This is a genomic window from Myxococcus stipitatus DSM 14675 (assembly GCF_000331735.1).
In the GTDB taxonomy this organism is placed as follows: Bacteria; Myxococcota; Myxococcia; order Myxococcales; family Myxococcaceae; genus Myxococcus; species Myxococcus stipitatus.
Genome location: NC_020126.1, coordinates 7502787 through 7525575, shown reverse-complemented (window position 1 = coordinate 7525575; position 22789 = coordinate 7502787). Strand labels below are relative to the sequence as shown.

Below are 22789 nucleotides of genomic sequence, written 5' to 3'. Positions count from 1 at the left end.
CGCGGGGCTGACGTGGCCGGCGGCAAGGTGACGGGGCTGCCCACTTCAAGGAACACCTCCATGACCCGACTGCTCTCGCTGTGTCTGCTGTTGTTGTCTGCTTCCGTGGCCCGCGCCTCCGCGGGCCCGGAGACCTCGTTGGACGTTCGTGGCGCGGATGGCGAGCGAATCCCCACGCGCGTGCTGGAGCCCGAGGGGGCCGCGAAGAATCCCCCCGTCGCCGTGCTCCTGCACGGCCTCACCCGCCGCAAGGAGGACTGGCTTTCGGAAGAGGGACCGACCCATGGCGGCGTGCTGAAGGACGAGCTGCTGCGTGCGGGCTATCGCGTCTATCTCCTCGATGCGCGGCGCCACGGTGAGCGCTCGACGCCGGAGGCGAAGCCCGGGGCGCTCGCGAAGTTGGCCCACAAGGGAGAGCCCGCGGGCTACATCGCGATGATTGCCGACACCGTGCGGGATGCCCACGCGGTGCTCGACGCCGTGCTCGAGAAGCGCAAGCCGCCGCGAGTGCTCGTCGCGGGGTACAGCATGGGAGGCCAGGTGGGCATCCTGCTGGCGGCCCGGGAGCCTCGTGTCACGCACCTCGTGACGATGGTCCCTCCGCACATCGACCCGTCGATGGAGGAGATTGCGCCCTCGAAGCACGTGGCGAAGGTCCAGCAGGAGTGGCTGCTGCTGACGGCGAACCAGGACGACTTCTCGCCCGTCGCGGACAGCCGCGCGCTCTTCGAGGCCTCGCCGTCCCGGCTCAAGACGCACAAGACCTTCGAGAGCGGGCACGTCCTCCCACGGGAGTACCTGGAGGAGGTCCGCCGCTGGCTGAAGGAGGAGCGCAAGGCTCCGGCGCGAGCGCGGTGACGGGAGCACCCCGCCGACAACCCACGCCGTCCTCCCGAGGGGACTCACTCCTGGAGGACGGCGCGTGAGGCGTTACTGCTGGCGACCTTCGATGGCGCACATCAGCACCGCCGCGGCGATGCCCATGCGGCGGTCGAGCAGGCCGCGCTCGTCCATGGAGAAGTCGAGGTCGATCTTCTGGACGAACGGGTTGAAGCGCTGGTGGAAGGCGAGGACCTGCTCGCTGCCCATCATGCCGGAGAAGGACTGCGGGATGAGGTTGGTCAGGAAGCGGCGGACCAGCGCGAGCGCCATGCTGTCCTCTTCAATCTTGCCCACCTCGTTGTCGTTGGCGTCGAGCACCAGCCACGAGTCGCGGAGGATGGAGCGCAGCCCCTTGCGGCGCAGGGCGCCGATGCGCTGGCCCGTGGTGCCGTCCACGACGTCGTACGTCATGCCCAGGTCGATGATGCCGCGCGCCTTGATGGTGAGGAGCTCCTCTCGCATGTCTTCATCGCCGTAGACGCGCAGGTCCTCCTTCAGCTTGAAGGCCTTCATCTTCGAGTAGAAGGCGAGCGTGCCCGCCTCGTCGTAGATGTGGAACGCGCCGCCGAAGATCTTGAAGAACTTGCGGCGAATCATGTAGCGCTTCTGGGCAAAGCGGCCGAGCGCGAGCGAGCTCGAAGGACGGTTCTGGAGTGCGGTGGACATTCCCCCCTCCATAGCAGAGCCAGGGGATGTCGGGTGTCGACGCATTCTCGTGACCCCTCCGAGCGGCCTCGGTGAATCAGGGGAGCCCCGAGACTCCGCTGAACCCCGTCTCATCCATCGCACCTGGGCGCCTCACATTGCGCGATTCGGAGAAAGTCGTGCGGGGGCGGGCGAGCGGGCACATGATTTCGCCGCATGAGCACCACCGTGTTGGACCCGGAATCGCGGGCCCAGGTCTCCCAGGTCGTCGACCTGCTTCCCCGTCTGCTCGGGGAGGGCCTCGTGGGCCTGTACCTCCATGGCTCGGCCTTGAATGGCGGCCTGCGGCCGAAGAGTGACGTGGACCTGATGGTGGCCCTCTCCCGCCCCCTGGCAGGCGGCCAGAGGGAGGCGCTGGTCGAGCACCTCCTGGCCCTCTCGGTCGACCCGAGGCTCGGGGCGCCAGGCCGGCCGCTCGAGGTGACGGTGGTCGTCCTGGACGAGGTCAAGCCGTGGAGGCATCCGGCGAAGCGCGAGCTCCAGTTCGGCGAGTGGCTGCATGACGACTTCGTGGCGAAGCGGATGGACTCGCCCGTCATCGACCCGGACCTCACGCTCCTGCTCACCATGGTGAGGCAGCACGGCGTCGCGCTGTGGGGCCCGCCGCCGGCGGAGGTCTTCGACCCGGTTCCCTCGGCCGATGTCGAACGCGCGCTCGCGGAGACGGTGGCGCAGTGGACGGGCGAGGACACGTGGCGGGGAGAGGAGAAGCACATCCTGCTGGCCCTGGCGCGCATCTGGATGACGCGCGTTCAGGGCGGCTTCTTCCCCAAGGACGTCGCGGCGGCGTGGGCGCTGGAGCGGCTGCCGCCCGCGCATCGTCCCGCGCTGGAGTCCGCGCGAGCCGCCTACGTCGGTGAGCGCGAGGTCGAGTGGTCGGAGCTCGCCGAGGAGGTGGGGGCCTGCATCCGCTTCATGAAGGCCCTCATCGAGTCGCTGCCTTCTGACCGCTCAGCGCGATGATGAGCGAGTTCTCCCGGTAGTCCCGCCAGAAGTCCTCGCCGAACCGGTCGATGGCCTCCTGGGGAATATCGATGGGGTGCCAGGCGACGTTCCGGAAGCCGGCTTCCGCGAAGGCGGACTCGTACGCGTCGGTGGACCAGCGGAAGTACTCGAAGGGCGTGGGGGGCTCGGTCAGGAAGAGGGCGCGGCAGTGGTGGCGTCCGTGCTCGAAGGTCTCGCTGAGGACCTCGACGCCGTACGCGGTGAAGTTGGAGCGGTGCATGTCGAAGCCGGGGTTGGCCGTCACCGAGACGAAGCGCCCTCCGGGCTTGAGGTTGGCGATGGCGCCCCGGCACATGCTCCGCAGCTCCTCGCGTGTCTGGGCGTAGTTCAAGAGATACACGGAGGTGACCAGGTCGTAGTCCCCCAGCCGCGAGAGCTCCCGTGCATCCATCACGTGGTAGCGCAGCCCCACGGGCTGCTTCTGCTCGAACTCCCGCGCGAGCTGAATCATCTCGGGGGAGATGTCCACGCCCTCCACCCACTCGGCGCCGAGTGCCTTCAGGAACCGCGAGTAGTGCCCGCTGCCACAGGCGAGGTCCAGGACCCGCTTGCCGCCGAGGTTCCCGACCAGTCGCTGGAAGGTGTGACGCTCCGGAATGGGCAGCGGAGTCTTCGTCTTGAACTCTTCATACTTGCTACCGATGTGGTCGAATTGCTCGGACATGGGCGGCCTCCGTCGAGGGGAAAGTCAGACACGCGGAGAGGATGGCTGTCTGGAATGAATTCTCATCCATCGGGTGGTGGACACTCAGGCGCGTGGCTTGGGTGCGTCATGACGGTGCGTGCGCGTCTCACGGCTGGATGGACGCGCTCCGGGCCGCCATGACAGAACGCGCCCATGGCGTTTCGAAGGGGATGGATAGGGCTGGTGCTGGTCCTCGCCGTGGGCTGTGCCACGCCACGTGCGTTGTGCCCTCGCGAGGGCGGTGACACCTGGACGGAGGTCCAGAGCCGTCACTTCCGGGTGCGGACGAACCTGAGGCCCGCGGCCGCGGCGGAGACGGCGCGTGAGCTGGAGCTGCTGCGCCGCGCCCTGCTGTTCGCGTGGGGCCCGGACTTCGCTCCCGAGGACTTCGTGGACGTCGTCATCCTGCGAGACCTGAAGGAGCTCTCCGAGTTCACCCAGGGGCACTTCTCGGGACACAAGCGGGCCACCGACCGAGGCTCGCTGCTCATCCTCTCGGGGCACGACGACGTGCCGGGCCGCAAGCCGTCGTTGCAGCTGCAAGCCCACGAGCTGACGCACCATCTGAGCGACTACGTGTTGCTGCACAGGCCCAAGTGGTTGAGCGAGGGGCTCGCCGGCTACCTGGAGACCGTCGAGCTCACCCCGGACGGCTCCCAGGCCATCCTGGGGCGGCCGAGTCCGTGGAACCTGGAGCGGGTGCGTGAGGATGGGTGGCTCGACCTGGACGCGCTCTGGGACTGGGATGGGAAGTCCGTCACCGACCCCGACGCGCAGGCGCGGTACTACGCCTCCGCCTGGCTTTGGGTGCACTACCTCATCAACAAGCACCCCTCGCGCTTCGACGCGTTCCAGGCCCTGCTGGCCCGCGCCGAGTCACCTCGCCGGGCCTGGAAGAGTGTCTTTGGCGATGGGGCGGACTTGAAGGAGGGATTGGGCGCCTACGTCGCGAGTGGCCTCTACGCGGTCCTCACCCAGCCGCTGCCGCCCATCCCGACAGAGCTCGCCTCGCGTGAGCTGGACTCCGCGGAGATTCACGCCATTCGCGGGCTGCTCTACTTCAAGGCCGGCGGCGTGATGTCCTACGTCGAGCGCCTGGAGAAGGCTCGCGCGGAGGTCGAGCAGGGGCTGCGCGAGGACCCCACCAACGTGAGCGCCGCCGTCCTCGCCGCGCAGGTGTACGCGGACAACGACGAGCACCTGGAGCGGGCGCGGGCCCTGGTGAAGGCGCATCCGGACAGTGGCAGTGCGTGGGACCTGCTGGCGGTGTACCTGGACGCATCGGCCGAACCGGAGCTGGTGGCCCAGGCGCGGCAGTCCGCCGCCCGGCTGCTGCCGCTCAATGCACGGGTCCAACAGAACCTCGCCCGGCATCACCTGTCGAAGGGACGGCTGGAGGAGGGATTGACGGTGGCGCGTCGGGCCGTGGCGCTCGCACCCGACAACCTCCTGGGCCATGTCCTCCAGGCGGAGGCCCTCTTCCGTCTGGAGCGCTGCCCGGAGGCCGTGGCCCACCAGCGTCGCGCGGTGGCCCTGCTGACAGGGATTCACCCGGAACCCTTCCGAAAGCAGACGCGCTCCATTCTCAAATCCTACGAAGCGAAGTGTGGCGAGGCAGTCAAAACCACCCCGCCCTGAGCAGGGCTTGATGTGTTTGCTAGGGTCCCCCCGGCGCTCCACTCCCTGCGAGCGCCACACCCGAGTTGGGGGAATTCACATGCACAGCATTTCGAGAGGGGCCCGTGGCCTTGCCACGCTTTTGGGCGTGGCGACCTTGGTGTCCATGGGTTGTGGTGATGTCCCCGAGGAGGAGCAGGCACAGGCTCCGCGAGAGGAGCGCTCCGCCCTCGTGGTCGGCGCGCCCACGGTGACGCTCGACTCGCCGAGCGGAGGCAGCTTCCTGAGGGGCGCCGTCACCCTGGCGGCGACGGCCTCTGACGACCTGGGAGTGTCCCGCGTGGACTTCTTCTCGGGCACGACGCTCATCGGCTCCTCCAACCTGCCGCCCTACAGCCTGAGCTGGGACACGACGACGGGCACCTCCGGCACGCACTCGCTGACGGCCCAGGCCTTCGACGCGGATGGCAACTCCGGTACGTCCACCCCCGTGAGCGTCATGGTGGACAACTTCCTGCCCATCCTCCTGAGCGGCTCGCCGAAGTACAATCCCCAGACGCAGAACTACGTGAGGGGCAACATCTCCGTGGGCTGGGTTGCCACGGACCAGAACCTCTCCGGCATCGCGCTGACGGAGTTCTTCCAGGACGGCGTCCTGCTCGCCACGCAGCCGGGCCACTCGACCCCGGACTACACCTTCCCGTGGGACACGCGGGTGCTGGCGAACCGCACCTATTCGCTGATGCTCCGCGCGACGGACAACGCGGGCAACGTGCAGACCCTCACGCGCCAGCTGATTGTCGACAACGCGCTGCCCACGTCGGTGCTGACCGCTCCGGCCAACGGCGCGGTGGTCTCCGGGATCGTCACCCTGTCCGCGTTCGCGAGCGACAGCCAGGCGCTCATCTACGTCGCGTTCGAGGTCGACGGCGTCCTCCTGACGCCCTTCGTCGGGACGGCGCCGTTCAACAAGACCTGGGACTCCACGGGCAAGTCCGGGACGCATGTGATTGTCGCCATCGCGTATGACCGCGCGGGCAACAGCAGGCGCAGCAACCCTGTCACGGTCACCGTGCCCTGAGTCGAGGGTGGACGCCGGAGCTGTCTGTCTCATCCGGACAGCTCCGGGTCTTCAGTGATGCCGGCCCATGCGCTCGTGGCTCGACACCCACTCCTCGGAGCCTCGCTCGGAGGCCACGGCGCACATGAGGGACAGCTCTCCCGCCAGGACGACGCCTGCCACAATCTCCGCGAGCCGGAGCACCTTCCCGCGTCCGTAGCAGTCCAGCAGTTCCAGGCACTCGCGCTGGGTGGGAAGGCCCGTGCCTCCGCCGTGAGTGGCCAGCACCAGCGAGGGGAGGGTGATGGAGGCGTAGAGGTCCCCCTCCGCTGTCTCATTCGTGAACAGCGTGCCGGCGGCGGACTCCGCCAGGGCCGCGACGTCCTGTCCCGTGGCGATGAAGAGCGCGGCGAGGGCGTTGGCGGATTGAGCGCCGTTGTTGTGGGAGCCCGCCAGCCTGGAGCCCTCCGAGCAGATGCGTTGGTAGAGGACCGCCTGGGACACGCGCGTCCGCATCGAGGTCATCAGCAACTCCCGAGGCACCACCACCTCCGCCGTCACGCGCTTGCCCCGTGTCTGGAGGATGTTCAGTTGCGAGGATTTCTTGTCAGTGGAGATGTTCCCCTCCAGGAAGCTCGCGCGAATCGTGGGGTAGTGCGTCCGAATCCACTGCAGGGCTTCGAAGGTGGCCTTGCCCACCATGTTCTGGCCCGCGGCGTCGCCCGTCATGAAGTTGAAGCGCAGGAAGACGATGCGGTGGACCTGGAAGGCCTCGATGCGCAGCAGCTTCGCCACGTGGCTGGTGGACTCCGCTCGCTCGGCGATGACCTCCTGTTGCGTCCTGATCCATGAGACGAAGTCTCGCCCCTGTTTCGCGTCGTCGAACACGAAGACGGGGGCGCGTTGCATGGAGCCATCCAGCACCGTGCACCGGGCCCCACCACATGCGTTGAGGAGCTTGATGCCTCGGTTGTAGCTCGCGACCATCGTCCCCTCGGTGGTCGCCAGGGGGATGAGGTACGGCCCGTCCGCGTGCTCTCCGTGGACGACGAGCGGCCCCACGACGCCGATGGGCACCTGCGCCACCCCCGTGAAGAGCTCGCACGAGTGTCGCGCATGTCCCGGGGCGAAGGAGTGTCGTGACACATGATTCAAGCGGGTGCCCGCCCAGTCCTCCACATGGGCCCGGCGCGCCTGGACGATGGCTTCGGAGTAATCGTCCTCCTCCTCACGCGGGATCCGACCATCCGTCCGGGATGGCGACACCTCGATGGTCTCTGTCGCATCCCATCTCAAGACACCGTGCTGGCCACACTCGAGCTCCCCCTCGAAGCGATGTTCTCCCTTGTCGAGCGCGGGCACCGAGGTGCGGATGCACACGGTCCGCTGTCGTCCGAAGGGAAAGGGGCGCTCGGGTGAGACATGCTCTCCACGGGTGACAGCGCCCTCCTCGGGAAACAGGACGAGGTCCTCGGGAGGAATCTCGTGCCCGTTGACACGCAGCGGCCCCCATCTGACGACGTGCAGGTCCGCCAGGTGGTTGGTCAGTGAGACCTCCACGGCGCCGCGCCTGTTTCGCAGGCAGGGCTCCATCGAGTTCCTGACGACATCCCCCATGTCTCCATTTTCGTTGTTCATGCCCCCTCCGCGCGCCGGAACATGCCCACGCGTTGGCGCCGGACCACGGGCTTCCCGTGTGTGTGTATTGCGGGCTTTGAGACGGAGTCGGAAGCCGCCGCCGTCCAGCCGGTGAACCGTTTCGAGTTGAACGCGGCCTCCGGAACGGATGGGAGCATTTCCTACATGATGCTCCGGGCCCTCTCCTATGCTGCCGGCGCGAACCCCTGCACGCGAGCGGCCCCATGCCAGGAATCACCCATCGCATCCTCGAGACGAATGGAATCCAGCTGCATGTCGCGGAGGCGGGAGAGGGCCCCTTGGTCCTGTTGCTCCATGGCTGGCCGGAGTCCTGGTACTCGTGGCGCCACCAGATTCCGGCGCTCGCCTCGGCGGGCTTTCACGTGGTTGCTCCGGACGTGCGCGGGTACGGCCGCAGCACCGCGCCTCGGGAGGTCGAGGCGTACCGGATGACGGAGCTGCTCGCGGACTTCGTGGGGCTGCTCGATGCGCTGGGCGAGCGCACGGCGGTGGTCGTCGGGCATGACTGGGGCGCGGCGATGGCGTGGACCTGCGCGGCGCTCCACCCGGAGCGCTTCCGGGCCGTGGTCGGGATGAGCGTCCCTCACCTCGGCCGCTCGCCCATGCCCCCGATGGAGCTCTTCCGGAACGCCTTCAAGGACCGCTGGTTCTACATGCTGTATTTCCAGGAGCCCGGCGTGGCGGAGGCGGAGCTGGAGGCGGACATCCCGAGGACGATGCGCACCATCCTCGCGGGCACCCCGGGCTTCGACGTGGCGGCGGAGGCCGTGCGCGCCCGGAAGCCGGGGGATGGCTTCTTCACGGGCGTCGCTCCGCCGGAGCAGCTGCCCTCGTGGCTCACGGAGGAGGACGTCGCCTTCTTCGCGAAGGAGTTCGCCCACAGCGGCTTTCGGGGCGGGCTCAACCGCTACCGCAACATGGACCGGGACTGGGCGGACCTGCCCGAGCTGGCCACGGTGAAGATTGAGCAGCCCGCGCTCTTCCTCGTGGGCGAGCTGGACCCGGGACGCGCCTTCACACCCGTGGAGTACATGAAGCCCCTGGTCCCCCACCTCCGGGAGATGAGGGTCCTGCCGGGCGCCGGGCACTGGATTCAGCAGGAGTGCGCGGACGAAGTGAACGCCGCGCTCCTGTCGTTCCTGAAGTCGCTGCCCCGCTGAAGGACCCAGGGGCTCGACGGGGACCTCAGGGGCGTTTCTCGACGAGGTCCCCGGGCAGGCGCGGCGAGGACAACAGCTCCCTCAAGAGCTCCCAGCGCCGGGCGGGGTTGTCCTTCGTGCCACCCTGCCGCTCGATGAAGTCCGCGACCAGGTCGCGGCCGAGGTTGTAGTTGATGAGGTAGGTGCGCTCCTCGGTGGCGTTGAGCAGGAACTTCTCCACCTGGGGCCTGGTGAGCAGCCGATAGCGAATCAGGTAGTCGCTGGCCTGCTCCCGAGTGAACTGCCCATCGAGGAACCGGCGCGCGGCCTCGTTGTCGACATTCGTGAGCTTCTCGAGCAGCGCTTCGACTCTCAGATAGGGCTCGACCCGGTCCGGCGGGAGGCCCGCGAGCGGGAAGAGGACCTCCCTCAGGTAGGCCGCTTCATCCGGGAAGACGACCTGGGGGCCGTAGGTGGCGCTGCCCTCGGAGATGAGCGATTGAGGGGAGTAGAGCGGGTAGATGGTGAACTCCACCCAGCCACGCTCCCGCACGAGGTGCTGCTCGAGCAGGACGTTGTAGACGTGGTGCCCGGGGTAGCTCTCGTGGGCGCCTACTTCGATGGCGCGGGAGATGGTGATGGGCAGGTCCGTGTTGATCTGCACGACGCTCTTGTTGCGCCCCTTGTACCAGTTGTAGGCGCCCCAGCTCTGGCCCGTCACGAACTCGAGGGTGACCTCCTCGTCGTCGGGGAGCGGGATGTGCTGCTTCGTGCGGCGGCGCGCCTCGTCGATGGCGGTCTGGAACACCTCCCGGAGCTTCTCGGGAGGAATGACGAAGCTCCGGTGGAACACCTCCAGCCGCTCGGCCAGCGTGCCCTGTCCTGGGAGGAGCTGCTCCAGCTCGGCGAGCGCCTCCGCGAACTCCGCCTCGGTGTGGGTCGGGGCGCGGGCGTTGTAGAGCGCCTCGCTCTCCTCGTCGAAGGAGAGCTTTGTTCCCTGGAGCAGCCGCGCGCGTGCGTCCATGGCGCCCACCTGACGCAACAGGAAGGTCCGCCGCAGGGCGACGAGCGCGTCCGCGGGAACGGGCGAGGACTCAATCAACGCGTGCAGCGCCGCAGCGCGAGAGCCCACCTCCAAGAGCGGCACCGCTGCGCGCTTCGCCTCGTCGGCCCACCCCTGGGGCCCGTGGTACGCGTCCACGAGCGCGGGGTCGTGCTGGCCCAGGGCGAGCACCAGCTTCACGTACTGCTCCGCGAACGAATCCAGCGCGGAGCCAGGGCCCGGGCCGGGAGCCACCGGGCCTCGACTGGCGCACGCCGCGAGCCACATGAAACAGAGGACCCCTGCCAGGGAGTGTCGTGATGTCATTGCAGCCCAACGTAATCCTGGCGGTCCGAGGTGTCGATGTGAGTGGTTCCGTGTCCCACGGCCGGGCGTTCAGTGCGGGGGGCAACCATTCCAATGTGACATTGAATGGCGGATGTCCTTTCAGGGCGCTCGCGAGACACCGCGAGCCGGTCTGCGCGGAGCATGAGCAGTCCCTGGAGGAAGCGCTCCCGCGCGGAGTGCTTTCTGCAACAGCGAGGTCGCCCGCCGGGAACGGACGTTCGCTTTGGCCCCTTCCTAGCGAGACTCCCGCAGCGCTTCTTGCAGCGCGGCCTGAAGCGCCTTGCGGTTCTCGGGGAAGCCCTGGCTGGGGAAGGGATGTGCTCCCTCCAGCAGGGGCGTGAACTTGCGGTACATGGGGTCCGAGCGTGTGCGCTCCAGCTCGTAGAACGCGCGTGGGGCCTGGAGCAGGTAGCGAGGCAGGGTGCCCCGCGGGCCGTCGCCACTGAAGGCGATGAGGCTTCGCACCTGGGGGCTGCCGAGGAACGTGGTGAAGGCCCGTGCGTCCTGTGCGCACTGACCGGTGCAGTTCGCGTTGACCACCAGCGCATCCACGAACACCGTGGTCGCCGAGCCCTTCCCCAGCGGCACCGAGATGACCTCGGGCAGCGCCATCCCGGGCCGGGCCTTCAGGATGGGCACCAGTCGCTCCGTGTAGCCGATGAAGCCGTTGGCCTGCTCCTGGGCGAAGGCTTCTTCCGCCGCCGTGTTGTCCGCGTAGGCGCCGTCGAGGCACGGATTGACGCCCGGCGCGCTCGCGCAGCTGTCGACGACCGTCTCGAAGGAGGCCAGCGCCGCGGCGTCCAGCGGCAGGGCGAGCGCGTCGGGAACCGCGCGGGCCGGGTGCGTGTCCCTCCAGGCATCCAGGTACGAGGAAGGCAGCGTCCAGCTCCCGTTGAAGTTCGCCGCCAGGGGGCGCTTGCCGGGCGCGCTGGCCCGCAGGATGTCGACGAGCGAGGCCCCGTCGGTCGCGGAGCGGATGTTCGGGGTCCGCGAGTAGACGACGTAGGTGCACAGGTACGTGGGGACGCCGTAGCCCGTGCCGGAGATGCGGACGGCCTCCGCGGCTGCGGGGTGGAGGGTGTCCGGCTCCGTGTCCACGGGCTGGATCCAACCCTTCGACGCGAGCGAGCCGAGGATGAGCGTGTCCACCTCCACCACCTGCACCGCCGCGGGGCCCGAGCCGAGGAGGTGGCTCAGGACGCCGCCCTCCGCCAGGTCATACGTGTCCAGGTTCGCGTCGAACACGATGTCCAGGTCGATGTCCGAGTGCTCCCGCTCGAAGTCCGCCTCGAGCCGCGCCTCGAGGCTGGCGAAGCCGTCACCCACCGTGTCCGGGATGTATGGGAACAACACAGCCCGCACCGGACGGGGCGACGGGGGCTTCGGGTCCTCGGACTCCGAGCACGCGGTCAGGGTGAGGACCAGCGCGCTCAGCGAGACTTTCCAGGTCATGAAGGGTTCCTTCTCGGGAAAAAGGATTCGCACTCTAGGGATGGCTGGGCGGGTTTGCCGCTCTTTCTCGAGGGAGATTGTCTTTGGGCCGCGTGCCCGGCAGGCTCGTTCGAGCAGCGCCGCGAGGCGGACATGCCGCCGCCTGGGTTGCGAGTCGTCTCTCTGGAACAGGAGTCATCATGAAGCTGGTATCGAGCAGTGCCATCGTGACGGGCGCGGGACAGGGCATCGGATTGGGAATCGCCTCGCGGCTCATGCGGGACGGCGCCAACGTGCTGCTCTTCGGGCGCACGCGGGAGAAAGTGGAGTCGGCCGCCGCGGAGCTCAACAAGTCGGCGGAGGGGCGCACGCGGGCCGTGGCCTTCGCGGGAGACGTGGTCCGGGCGGAGGACGTGGCGCGGGCCATCGAGCTGGCGACGCGGGAGTTCGGCCTCCCGGGCATCCTCGTGAACAACGCCGGGACGGCCACGCTGCGCACGGTCCTCGAATTGCCCGTCGAGGAGTTCGACCAGGTCATGGCCATCAACCTCAAGGGGCCCTTCCTGTTCACCCAGATGTTGGCGAAGGCGCTGGTCGCCGCGAAGCAGCCGGGCTCCATCGTCAACATCTCCTCGCTGAACCAGACCGCGGTGACGGACGGGCTCGCGCACTACTGCGCCTCGAAGGCGGCGCTGGCGAACTTCTCGAAGGTCGCGGCGTCGGAGCTGGGACGGCACAACATCCGGGTGAACGTCGTGGCGCCGGGCGCCATCCGCACGCCGCTGGCGGAAGGGGCCGGCCTCCTCAAGGGGCCCATGGGGCGCGAGTTCCTCTCGCACACGCCGCTGGGCAAGCCCTGTGGTGAGCCGGAGGACGTGGCGAAGGTCGTGTCATTCCTCTGCAGCGACCTGGCGTCCTGGGTGACGGGCGATACCCTCGCGGTGGATGGTGGCAATCACATCCGGGGGCTGCACAGCTACGCGGACACGCTGGGCATCACCCGCGCCGTCGAGCCTTCCTTCTGAGTGGAGCCAGGCCCGTCTGCCTCGGCTGACGGGCCCGGAGCACTCCCGCTATTCGATGGGCGGCGGACACGTCTGCGGGCAGTCGAGCCCCCACGTGCAGCTGTCACAGGTGAGGGGCGGACTGACGACGACGGTGCGCGGTGTCGTGCCCTGGCCGAACACCGAGGTCCCCTGGGCGAGCCGCCATTCGAACGGATAGCTCCCGGTGAGGTCCGGGGCCACGGCGGTGAAGGTGAAGGTGGCCTCCTCTCCTGGCGCGACCACCTGGGACGGCTGCAGGGGGATTCGCGCCACGCCCCAGAGGTGATTCTCCGTCGGGTGCTGGGAGACCAGCTCCACGGGCATCTGCGGGCTCCAGGTCGTGGTGCCTCGGTTGCGCATGCGGACGGAGAACTGGAAGGACTCGCCGTTGGCGACCGTGTCGGGCACCGGGCTCTGCGAGACGAGCTCCGCGCCGAACGCGGGAATCTTCACGAACACGGGGAGGCGCAGCTCGTCGCCGAACGGCACGCCGTCGAGGTGCATGCGCCACCGGTACGTCTTGTTTCCGGGCGTCATGGGCGCCGTGAGGGTGAGGGTGAAGGTCTTGCGCTGGCCCAGGAGGATGGTGTCGCCCGGGGCGAGCGTCAGGTCCTGCCCGCCCTCCAGCGAGACGCCGCGCGTGGCATTTCCCGGGCGCCAGAGCGTGGCGCCCGTGTTGCTGACCGTCACCTCGGCGGTGAAGGGCTGCCCGGCGACCACCGTGCGAATCCTCGAGTCGAGGTGATGCTGGACCACGCCGAGCGCGGGGGTGTCGAGGAAGGCCCCCAGGAGCTGCTGGCGGAACGGGAGGAAGGTGTCCTGCAACATATTCGAGAGCGTGAAGTGCGGGTCCTCGGGCGGAAATCCGTCCGCGGGCAGCTCCGTGTTGTGGGTGAAGGCGGAGCGCAGGTCGGGGAAGAAGCTGACGGGGCCACCCAGGTCCGTGTTGCTGCTGAGGTTGTGGCACCCCGCGCAGGACAGGGATTGGGCGCGGGCGACGAGGTGCTCGGGGCGCAGCGTGCTGCCGATGCGCTGGAGCTCCGTGGTGATGGCCTGCGCGAAGGAGTTGTTGGGAGGCGCGAGGAGGAACTCGTTGAGGTAGTTGTCCGAGGCGAGCACTCCCTCCGAGTCGCTCTGGGCCGCGTTGTAGAGGTCGGGGACCTCGTAGTTGAAGCGGTTGATGTCATTGACCGCGAGGCTCGCCACCTGGGTGATGAAGTGCGCCCGGAAGCTCACCGCGAGCGGGCTGGTGTTGCGGACGTTGAAGAAGTCGCCGCGCGGGTTGGCCTTGACGGTGACGGGCACGAAGCGCAGCGGGCAGCCCCCGCCGGGGAGGCACTGCTGCCGGAGCTTGAACTCGCGGAGCAGCCACGGAAAGGAGGCTCCCGGGCCTTGGAGGAACTGGTTGGTTCGAATCTGTCCCGCGCTCAGCGCGTTGTTGCCCAGGTGATTGACGTGGATGACCGGGGGCTGGCCCGGGCCGGTGGCATCCATGAAGAAGGACTTCACGAGGGCGCCGCGGGCCGCGGGGTCGGTGAGGGTGGAGAGGCTGGCCCAGGTCTGTGCGATGGGACGGCAGCCTTCCAGGCCCAGGTCTGGGCGGGGGTTGGGGACGACGGCTTCGAAGATGACCATGTTGCGCCTGCTGGAGCCCAATCCGCGGGCGAAGACGATGCGGTACTCGCCGCAGTGGGCGCCGTCCGGTGGGGCGAGGTCGAAGCGGTTGAAGAGCCCGATGGGGTTGTAGCGGGCGATGACGGACTCGGGGCCCAGGATGGCTTCCGCGCCTTCATTGGGACGGCAGGTGTAGGGCGCGCCGTTGAGGGTGCCTCCGTTGTCGCTGCAGTGCGCGCCGTGGGGGAGGTCGGGCTGGCCGGGCGCGGGGTTCTGGGTGTCCCAGAGCTGGCGGAAGAGCTGCTCGCCGGTGAAGCCCGGGGTGGGGCCCTGCTGGGCGAGCTGGTCCATCACCCGCTGGAGGCTGATGAGGGAGAGGGTCTGGAAGTCGGTGATGGCGAGCGAGCGGAGCGGGTCGAGCACCGCGGCCGTGGTGGAGGGCTGGTCGGCCAGGGCCGAGGTCTGGAGTCCGCCGCGCTCCGAGTGGGGGGCGCTCGCGAGGGCGGGGTTCAGGCTCGCCAGGAGCAGTCCGGCGCCGGCGAGCCGCGAGGCGGTGCGTGACCAGGAGGAGGGACGTGGAGGTGGGGCGGCGGAGCGGGGTGGGTGATGGCGCATGGATGTGGCCTCGGAGACACCGGTGTCCCCGCCCTTACGTCGTCGCGGCGCGAGCTGGTTGATGCGGATTTTTCAGCGGCGTGTCGATCGCCTCTGGCGTTATTCGTCGCCGGTCTGAAGCACCGAACGGATTTCAACGAGAGCGAGCACCTGGCCCATGGCGACCGCGAAGAAGGCTGCACCCCGGAAGACGGCGACGAAGAAGGCCCCCGCGGCGAAGAAGGCCGTCGCGACGAAGAAGGCCCCCGTGGCGAAGAAGGTCGCGGCGACGAAGAATGCGGCGGCCCCCGTGTCGCAAGGGGCGGTGGTGGAGGCGTTCATCGGGAAGCTGGAGTCGTGGCAGCAGGCGCTCGTGCGGGAGCTCGCCGCGCTCTTCGCCGCCGAGGCCCCCAAGGCCTCGACCTATGTGAAGTGGGGCCATCCCATCTGGGACCACGCGGGGCCTTTCGTGCTGGTGAAGCCCGCCAAGGCGCATGTGTTGATCGGCTTCTGGCGCGGCGGGCAGATGAAGGACGCGGAGGGCATCCTGGAAGGGGAGGGCACCGGGATGAAGTACCTGCGGCTCCAGTCGGGCCAGCGCCCGCCGGCTTCACTCGCGGCGTTGGTGCGCCAGGCCCTGGTGCTCAACGAGAAGCACGGGGATCCGATGAAGCGCTGAGCTCCGCCTCCGCCCTGGGTCATGGAGGCACGTGCGGGGTGTGCGACACTTGCCCGGGGCGCGACTCGTGCCCTAGCGTCCGAGCCCACCGGGGTGGTGGTGGCTGGGAGGGCCTTCGGGTTCCTGACGCATCGCCCCAGGGTTGGCGGCTCAAGTCCGCACGGGAGAGGTCTCATGGGAGAGATGCGAGTTCGCGGCGGTGCACCCAGGACACAGTCGAGCCAGGCATCGCAGCAGTCGCAGGAAGCGACCCAGACGCAGGCCACGACCCAGACGCAGGCGACGACCCAGGTCCAGGCGACGACGTCCCAGGCGCTTCCCCACCAGACCTCCGGGTTCTCCACGGCCTCGCCGCCCCTGACGCCCACGCAGTCCCAGACGCCCGTGCCGCCTCGGCCTGGCGCACCGCCTCTCTACAACTCACCGCGGTCCGCCGTGGGCTCCACGACGAGCGTGGCGCAGGTCGCCTCCAGCCCGCGTGCCCTGGGGATCGACGACCTGCAGCCAGGGGACGTGTTGCTCAAGGTCGGCGTGCAGAACGCCGTCCACAAGGGCATCAAGCTGGGACAGGCGCTCCAGGCGAAGAGCGGCTCGGAGGGGAGCAGCGAGACGGTGCACGCCGCCATCTACAAGGGGAACGGACACCTGCTCGAGGCGACCGGGGCGGGTCTGTCCAAGGCGCGCGTGGAGACGGGCTGCACCTATCAAATCTACCGCTTCAACAACCCGGACGTCGCGGGGCGCGCGGTGGACATGGCCGAGCACCACACGGCCATGGGCACGGACAACATGGTGCCGGGCTATGGCGCGTACTCGAAGAGCGGAGCCATGGCCTCCGTCTTCAAGGGACAGGGCACGTCCGACTCCGCCAAGTTCTGGACGGGCGACGGGAAGTCCTACAGCGAACAGGACAAGAAAGACTTCTTCTGCTCGCAGCTCGTCATCCGGGCCTATGGCGAAGGGGCGGCCATCGTCCCAGGCTCTCCGCCCATCATCCCCATGGACGGGCACACGCGCAGCAGCCCCCGCATGCTGGAGCACATGCTGAAGAACGACCCCACCCAGTGGACCTGCGTGGGGAGCCTCAGCCTCCCGACCAAGCCCGAGTGAGCGCGCGCGGGACGGGATGTGCTCGCGCGGCGCCGTCTCGTGACATCCTCACGGTTTGAGGAAATGGTGGCGCCCGTCGGGCGTTGTCTCCTGGCAGCCCCGCCTCCAGGAGTCCCGCCATGTCACGCCGTACGCCCCCGCTTCTCCTGCTGCTGCTCTTGCCCTCCGTGGCGTTCGCCGACTCCTCGCAGGAGGCGGAGCGCTGGTGGAGCCATGTCCGCGTGCTCGCGGATGACTCGATGGCGGGGCGGGAGCCGGGCAGCGAGGGCTACCAGAAGGCCGCGGACTATGTCGCCGAGCAACTCGCGGCGATGGGCATCAAGCCGGGCGCGGGCGACAGCTACTTCCAGGAAGTGGAGCTGGTCTCGAAGCGGCTCGCGGACTCCAGCGCGAAGCTGACCCTGGTGCGAGGCGGCAAGCGCATCCCGTTGACCAACGGGAAGGAGGCCTTCATCTCGCAGCACCTGGGGGAGGCCGGGCAGGTGGATGCGCCCCTGGCGTTCGTGGGCAATGCCCTCTCGATTCCGGAGGCGGGGCACGACGACTTCGCCGGCATGGACCTCAAGGGCAAGCTGGCCGTGTTCCTCTACGGCGGCCCCGCGCACATCCCCGGGCCCCTCCGGGCCCACCACAGCGCCACCGCGGAGCGGGTCAAGGCGCTCCGCGAGGCGGGCGTCGTGGGCGTCGTGGTGCTGTTCAATCCGAAGACCGAGGAGATGCCCTGGTCGCGCATCGCCGGGGCCCGCTTCGAGCCCTCCATGGACTTCGCCGACCCCGTGCTGGTCGAGACCCAGGGCATGAAGCTCAGCGTCGTCTTCAACAACAAGCACGCGGAGAAGCTGTTCGCGGGCTCGCCGTACTCCTTCAAGGACGTGGTGGCGCTGGCGAACGCGAACAAGCCGCTGCCGCACTTCGACATGCCCACCCGACTGGAGGCCCGGTCCGAGCGGACGCACGCCCCGGTGAAGTCACCGAACGTCGTGGGGGTGCTCCCCGGCAGTGATGCCACGCTCGCGAAGGAGTACGTGGTGCTCACCGCGCACCTGGATCATGTCGGCGTCGGAGTCCCGGTGAAGGGGGATGCCATCTTCAATGGCGCCATGGACAACGCCACGGGCGTGGCGGCGGTGCTGGAGGTCGCGCGAGCACTCCAGGCGGCGAAGCCGAAGCGCTCCATCATCTTCCTGTTGGTGACGGCGGAGGAGAAGGGCCTGCTGGGGGCGCGCTACTTCGCGGCGAGGCCGACGGTGCCGCTGTCCTCCATCGTCGCCAACCTCAACATGGACATGTTCATGCCGCTGTTCCCGCTCACGCAGATGGTGGCCTACGGCCAGGACGAGTCCAGCCTGGAGGGACCGCTCCAGCAGGTGGCCACCTCCCATGGCGTGAAGCTGGTGCCGGACCCCGAGCCCGACCGCATGCTGTTCATCCGCAGCGACCAGTACGCCTTCGTCCGCAAGGGGGTGCCCGCCCTGTCCTTCAAGTTCAGCCCGATCGCGGGCTCCGCGCAGGTGCGCCAGATGCAGGACTGGTACACGAAGTACTACCACGCGCCCGCGGATGACGTGCATCAGCCGGTGGACCGCGAGGCGGCCGCGAAGTTCGTCAAGTTCCTCGCGGACCTCTCGCTCCTCGTGGGCAATGCGCCCGAGCGTCCCCACTACAAGGAGAGCAGCTTCTTCCGCAGGTTCGAGACCCTGCCCGCGGAAGTGGCTCCGAAGGGGACGCCGTAGGCTGGAGGGCTACTGCCCCGCCCCGGACGCGGGCATTGCCTGCGTCGGGGAGAAGAAGCCGAGGACCTCGCGAAGGAAGAGGTCCCGGCCTCGCTCCGGGCGGTCCAGGTGCACGAAGTGGGTGGCCTCGGGAATCACGACGGCCTTCACCGACGCGGCATGCACCAGGTGCTCTTGCAGCACCGTGACGTCCTCGGGCCGGCTCCAGAAGTCCTTCTCCGAGCGGATGATGAGGACGCGCGAGGTGATGGAGGCCGCGTCCCAGAGCTGCCGGCCCGTGGCCAGGTAGAAGCTGTCCTCCAGCGCTCCCGACGGCGCGCGGAACGCGGGCGGCGTGCGTGAGCCTGACTGCGTGTCGCTCGCGAGCGCCTCCCGCTGAATCGACTCCGCGACCTCCGGTGAGCGCCACTGCGACTTGTCCTCCATCGGAATGGAGCGGTCCCAGACGCCCAGGAGCGAGGCCGCGGTGTTCCAGCGCCAGGCCTCCATGCCCTCGGCGTTGAACTGGCCCGGCCGCTTCGGGTCCTCGAAGTTCGTCCCGCGTCCCAGCATCGCGTGCTGAGCGCCGCCGGCGTAGAGCGCGTTGAGGATGACCAGGTGGCTGACCTCCTCGGGATGGAGGCTCGCGTACATGCCCAGCCAGTGGCCACCGGTGGCCCAGCCCAGCAGGGCCACGCGCGACTGGCGCGTGCGCTTCTTCACCCACGTCACCACCGCGTGCACGTCCTGGACGACCTCATGGGAGCTCACGAGCGGGCGGCCCGTGGCGGGGGCACTCATGGCCGCGGGGCGCGTGGAGCCACCGTAGCCGCGTGCATCCATGACGAAGACGGTGTGCCCCGCGAGCGCGAGGTCCGCCGCGAGCGAGCCCCCGGCGACAGGGAGGTCGAACGACGCGCGGCCGGGGACACGCGCACCGTGCAGCAGGATGACGGGCGGGAGGCTCGCGGCGGGCTTGCCCTTCTCGCGAACCTCGCGGACGGAGAGGGTGACTCCAGGCACGCCAGGGACGCGGTGCTCCGAACGAGTGGGGACCGCTTGCGCGGGGCTTGCGAGCAAGAAGCCCACGAGCATCCAGCAGGAGACCAGGGAGGGTTTCATCACGCGAGTGGACACGGGGACTCCGGAAGTGGCGCGGCATCATGCGTGAAGAGGCCGGGCAATCCCAGGGCTCGCGGGTGACTCCGCGCGTTCCGGGTCCGAGGACGTGCTCGGCCCGTTCTCCGAGTGGGAGGCGCAGGAAGCGGAGAGGCGCTCGCGTGGGACGGAGGGCGGCGGCAGCGAGGCGCTGCCCAGGTCCCGACGGGACTCGCCGGCGCGGCTGTGTTGCTGGACGTGCCTGGACCTCCGCGGAGGCCCTGGCTCCGGACGCTGGAGCTCTCCTCGACGACCTTGCCGCCCGCGCGAGCTCGAGCCCGCTTCCGGAGTGCAAGCCGGGCATGCGCCGAGGTCGGCGCGAAGAAGGCCGTCCCCTCGGTCGGAAGGGACGGCCCTCTTCGTGAAGCGCTACGGGGCCACGGGCTCGATGGTGATGAAGCCGTGGCCGTTCGGCGTGCACTCGCCTTCGGCCTGCTTGGGCAGGGTGCCGGTGTTCAGCGAGCCACCGCCACCACCCACGCGGCCTCCACCGCCGCCGGAGTAGCCACCGCCGCCGCCACCGCCGTAGCAGCCGTTACCCGCGCCACCACCGCCGTAGCCGCCGTGCGCCAGGCCACCGCAGGTCTTGCCCGCGCCGCCCTTGCCTCCGGACTGGAACGAGAAGCCCCCCTCGCCGTAGGTCCCGTCCGAGGCGCCGTTGCCGGACCAGCCACCGCCTCCGGAGCCGTAGGCGACGCCCCGCGTGCCGCCCAGTCCATTCGTCCCACCCGCGATGAAGCCAGACGCGTAGCTGGAGTTCGTCGAGCCCGCGGTGCCCGCCGTCCCCGTGCTGCCGTTGCGTCCGGGGACGAGCGCGCCCGAGCGAAGGCCGCCACCACCGCCCGCGATGAGGAGCGGACCTCCATTCAACGTCACGAAGGAGCCACCGCCACCGCCCGCGCTGTACGTCGTCGCGGTGCCCTTCTGGCCCACGAGCATGTGCAGGGTGTCGTTGGCCTGGAGCGTGAAGACACCGCTGACCTTGGCGCCACAGCCGCCCGCCAGGCCCGCAGCCGCGCTCGCGCCGCTCGCCCCCGTGGCGGTGATGCGATACATGCCGCTGCCTTCCGCCGTCCACGTCTGCAAGGCCGGCGGTCCGGTGGGCCCCGTGTACTCCACGCCGTTCACCGTGTTGGTGAAGGACACGGGCTTCGCGGCGACGGCGAAGGGCGAGAAGCCGGTGGTGACACCGCAGACGCGAATGACGGTGACGGGAGGCTCCGCGGCGGGGTTGATGCCGCACGCGGCCTCGGAGATGCAGCCACACGCCGCGGGGTCTTCGCTGCAGTCGAACGCGGGCTCCTGGCCTGGGGGCGGAGGCAATTCCTCCCACTGACCGGAGGGCGGAGCGTCCTTGTCGTAGTGATAGAGCCGCAGGAACTGCGCGAGGGCATTGGTGCCCTGGAGCTTCCTGCGGATGCACACCGTCGCCTGGGTGAACTGCGCGGTGGTGTCGATGTCATAGAAGAGCGGCGTGCAGTCGATTCCCTCCGCACTCGCTCCATCGGCGCAGAAGGACTTCAGTCCCTGGGGAAGCTCCGGCGCCAGCGGGGACTCGACCACCGTGGTGAGCCCGCCGCCCGACACCGTGGGGAACGTCACGTTCACCTGGAGGTCCGTCCGGCTGATGGGCGTGACGGACACGTTCGAGCCGGGCGGCGTCAGCGTCGGCTCGGCGATGGTGATGTTCTGGTTCGCGAACTCGATGGAGGCGCCGTCGATGTTCGCGGTCGCATGGAGGTTGTAGGTGCCCGGCTCCGCGATGAGCGTCACCGACGAGAGGCTCTTGGGGGTCCCGGACCCCGTCGACTTCGCGGAGGACTCCCAGCGGCCTCCATTCCCCGGTGCGTAGTGCGTGCGCAGAAGGGACACGGACGGGTAGGTGAAGAGAATCTCCGGGGCCGTGGCGCTCGACTCCCGCACGTCGAAGTAGAGCCGGGTCCTGACGAGCGGAATCAGCTCGGTGCTGAAGCTCACCGTCGAGAACGCCGGCACGGTGACCGGCGGCGGCGTGCCCGTGTGGTAGCTCCGGTGGACCCAGGCATTGAGCGGGGCGGCCGGCTGGGTGTCATCGATGAAGGACAGGGAGATTCGCTCGCGTTTCCAGTCACCATGCGGCAGCAGGAACTCGAGCCTGCCATTCGTCAGGGTGGTGCTCTCGGCTTCGGTGTGGACGCTCGCGAGCAGGTCATGCCTCGCGAGGAACATCCGGGCCTGGGTGAGGTCCGCGTTGGAGAGCAGGCCGCTGATGAGCAGCGGGACCTGGGCGGCGCCCAGCGGGTCGGAGAAGTTCAGCGACGTCGTCCCTCCGGTCGTGATGGTGACCCGGTGCGCCTTCGAGTCCGACGACTGGTTGTCTGGCAGGTAGTAGGTGCGCAGATACACGTCGTAGAGGCCCGGGGGCAGCTCGAGGTTGTAGGGGGCCCTGGCGGAGAGCTGGATGTCCCCCGAGGGACCCGGGCCCTCCAAGGTCCCGACTCCCTTGAAGAAGAGCTTGTGGAAGGAGACCGGAGCACCCGGGTCGATGTCGAGGGTGCCCGCGAGATGTCCCGTGTTGCTGAGGTCGACGACCCAGCTCACGGTGTTCTGCCCCGCGAGCAGGTTGATGGTCTGGACCCCCAAGGAGCGAATCACCTGGGTCCCCGAGCTCGTGCGCAGGAAGACCCTGCCGACGACGTTGACCTGGTTCGTGGGAATCATGGGGAACACGCGCGTGACGGAGGACGGCGAGCCACCGAGGTCATGGGCGGCTGTCGCCCAATAGTTCTCCTGAGGGCCGTTCGCGGCCGCGGAGAGCTCATATCGCTCGATGCTCCCTCCCATCACCGTGAGCGAGGCGGTGATGTCGAAGGGCGTCGGATAGACGAAGTCCAGCGTCGACGGGCCGGTCTGGTTGTCGACAGGGACGACGCTCCAGCGGGCCACGTCGAGCAGCGACGTCATCCCAGCCGGATGGTCGAGCCGGGCGCGAAGCCTGGGTTGATAGGATTGACCACTCTCCACGGGCATGGAGTAGGGACTGCTGCTGAAGCCCTTGTCCGTGGTGAGACCTTCCCCGGACCTGAGCTCCAGGGAGAAGGAACTCAAAGGCCGCGAGCCGAAGGAGACCTGGCCTCTGACCTCCCCGGGATTGAGAATCACCACGTTGGCGGCGGCGGCTCCCGCCACCATCACCGCGATGACGCCTGACCACATCTTCCTGCCTTGCATGCTCACCGAGTCGTACCCCCTGGATGCATACCGCGTGCGGAGCCCTGCTCAGGGGTGGTCCCCGGCTGGGCTCTCGTGTGTTTGGAAAACGGC

The 22789-nt window shown here is 68.8% G+C and carries 17 protein-coding genes; 9 read left to right on the top strand and 8 right to left on the bottom strand.

The annotated features are described in order from the left end of the window. Positions 1-60 precede the first annotated feature (60 nt). Complete coding sequence (locus tag MYSTI_RS28945; RefSeq protein WP_015351364.1) at positions 61-858, top strand: alpha/beta hydrolase; 798 nt, start codon at positions 61-63, stop codon at positions 856-858. Positions 859-930: 72 nt separating this feature from the next. Here MYSTI_RS28945 and MYSTI_RS28940 read toward each other — a convergent pair whose 3' ends face one another. After that, the gene (locus MYSTI_RS28940) at positions 931-1548 is read right to left on the bottom strand and encodes an LURP-one-related family protein (protein WP_015351363.1); all 618 of its coding nucleotides are present in this window, start codon (positions 1546-1548) and stop codon (positions 931-933) included. Between the two features lie 195 nt (positions 1549-1743). Between MYSTI_RS28940 and MYSTI_RS28935 the strand changes: the two genes are divergently transcribed. Next, positions 1744-2550, top strand: coding sequence for an aminoglycoside adenylyltransferase family protein (locus MYSTI_RS28935; RefSeq protein ID WP_015351362.1), 807 nt, complete (start codon positions 1744-1746; stop codon positions 2548-2550). Here MYSTI_RS28935 and MYSTI_RS28930 read toward each other — a convergent pair. After that, positions 2513-3256: a class I SAM-dependent methyltransferase gene (locus MYSTI_RS28930; RefSeq protein ID WP_015351361.1), complete on the bottom strand. Its 744-nt coding sequence runs from the start codon at positions 3254-3256 to the stop codon at positions 2513-2515. The two genes, MYSTI_RS28935 and MYSTI_RS28930, sit on opposite strands and share 38 nt — an antisense overlap. A gap of 174 nt (positions 3257-3430) precedes the next feature. Here MYSTI_RS28930 and MYSTI_RS28925 point away from each other — a divergent pair, with 174 nt between their 5' ends. Both MYSTI_RS28925 and MYSTI_RS28920 read left to right on the top strand, forming a co-directional pair. Continuing rightward, positions 3431-4915, top strand: coding sequence for a hypothetical protein (locus MYSTI_RS28925; RefSeq protein WP_015351360.1), 1485 nt, complete (start codon positions 3431-3433; stop codon positions 4913-4915). Positions 4916-5042: 127 nt separating this feature from the next. After that, complete coding sequence (locus MYSTI_RS28920; protein ID WP_233277992.1) at positions 5043-5975, top strand: Ig-like domain-containing protein; 933 nt, start codon at positions 5043-5045, stop codon at positions 5973-5975. Positions 5976-6026: 51 nt separating this feature from the next. Here the strand turns inward: MYSTI_RS28920 and MYSTI_RS28915 are convergent, their stop codons facing one another. Next, positions 6027-7592 (bottom strand): hydroxymethylglutaryl-CoA reductase, encoded by a 1566-nt coding sequence (locus MYSTI_RS28915; protein WP_015351358.1) that lies wholly within the window; start codon positions 7590-7592, stop codon positions 6027-6029. Between the two features lie 224 nt (positions 7593-7816). On the opposite strand from MYSTI_RS28915, the gene MYSTI_RS28910 reads away from it, so the two are divergent. Beyond that, a complete protein-coding gene (locus MYSTI_RS28910) occupies positions 7817-8773 on the top strand; it encodes an alpha/beta fold hydrolase (RefSeq protein ID WP_015351357.1) in 957 nt (318 codons plus the stop codon). A gap of 25 nt (positions 8774-8798) precedes the next feature. On the opposite strand, the gene MYSTI_RS28905 is transcribed toward MYSTI_RS28910, so the two are convergent. Both MYSTI_RS28905 and MYSTI_RS28900 read right to left on the bottom strand, forming a co-directional pair. Next, positions 8799-10082 carry a hypothetical protein gene (locus MYSTI_RS28905; protein WP_015351356.1) on the bottom strand — a complete coding sequence of 428 codons (1284 nt, stop codon included), beginning with the start codon at positions 10080-10082 and terminating at the stop codon, positions 8799-8801. A 294-nt stretch (positions 10083-10376) separates the two neighbouring features. Then, on the bottom strand, positions 10377-11594 hold the full coding sequence (locus MYSTI_RS28900) for an extracellular solute-binding protein (protein WP_015351355.1): 1218 nt from the start codon (positions 11592-11594) through the stop codon (positions 10377-10379). Between the two features lie 179 nt (positions 11595-11773). Between MYSTI_RS28900 and MYSTI_RS28895 the strand changes: the two genes are divergently transcribed. Next, entirely contained in the window at positions 11774-12598 is an 825-nt protein-coding gene (locus tag MYSTI_RS28895; RefSeq protein WP_015351354.1) for an SDR family NAD(P)-dependent oxidoreductase, read from the top strand. 48 nt (positions 12599-12646) lie between these two features. Here the strand turns inward: MYSTI_RS28895 and MYSTI_RS28890 are convergent, their stop codons facing one another. Continuing rightward, positions 12647-14848: an NBR1-Ig-like domain-containing protein gene (locus tag MYSTI_RS28890; RefSeq protein ID WP_015351353.1), complete on the bottom strand. Its 2202-nt coding sequence runs from the start codon at positions 14846-14848 to the stop codon at positions 12647-12649. A gap of 157 nt (positions 14849-15005) precedes the next feature. Between MYSTI_RS28890 and MYSTI_RS28880 the strand changes: the two genes are divergently transcribed. The 3 genes from MYSTI_RS28880 (at position 15006) to MYSTI_RS28870 (ending at position 18349) form a co-directional block, all read left to right on the top strand. Beyond that, positions 15006-15506, top strand: a complete 501-nt coding sequence (locus MYSTI_RS28880) for a DUF1801 domain-containing protein (protein ID WP_015351352.1) — start codon at positions 15006-15008, stop codon at positions 15504-15506. Between the two features lie 174 nt (positions 15507-15680). Further along, positions 15681-16616 carry a C40 family peptidase gene (locus tag MYSTI_RS28875; RefSeq protein ID WP_015351351.1) on the top strand — a complete coding sequence of 312 codons (936 nt, stop codon included), beginning with the start codon at positions 15681-15683 and terminating at the stop codon, positions 16614-16616. A 119-nt stretch (positions 16617-16735) separates the two neighbouring features. Next, positions 16736-18349 (top strand): M28 family metallopeptidase, encoded by a 1614-nt coding sequence (locus MYSTI_RS28870; protein ID WP_015351350.1) that lies wholly within the window; start codon positions 16736-16738, stop codon positions 18347-18349. Between the two features lie 9 nt (positions 18350-18358). Here MYSTI_RS28870 and MYSTI_RS28865 read toward each other — a convergent pair whose 3' ends face one another. Together MYSTI_RS28865 and MYSTI_RS41075 are read right to left on the bottom strand one after the other, a co-directional pair. Then, positions 18359-19351 (bottom strand): alpha/beta fold hydrolase, encoded by a 993-nt coding sequence (locus MYSTI_RS28865; protein ID WP_233277991.1) that lies wholly within the window; start codon positions 19349-19351, stop codon positions 18359-18361. 504 nt (positions 19352-19855) lie between these two features. Further along, positions 19856-22696 (bottom strand): endo-1,C4-beta-glucanase, encoded by a 2841-nt coding sequence (locus MYSTI_RS41075; protein ID WP_233277990.1) that lies wholly within the window; start codon positions 22694-22696, stop codon positions 19856-19858. Between the last annotated feature and the right edge of the window lie 93 nt (positions 22697-22789).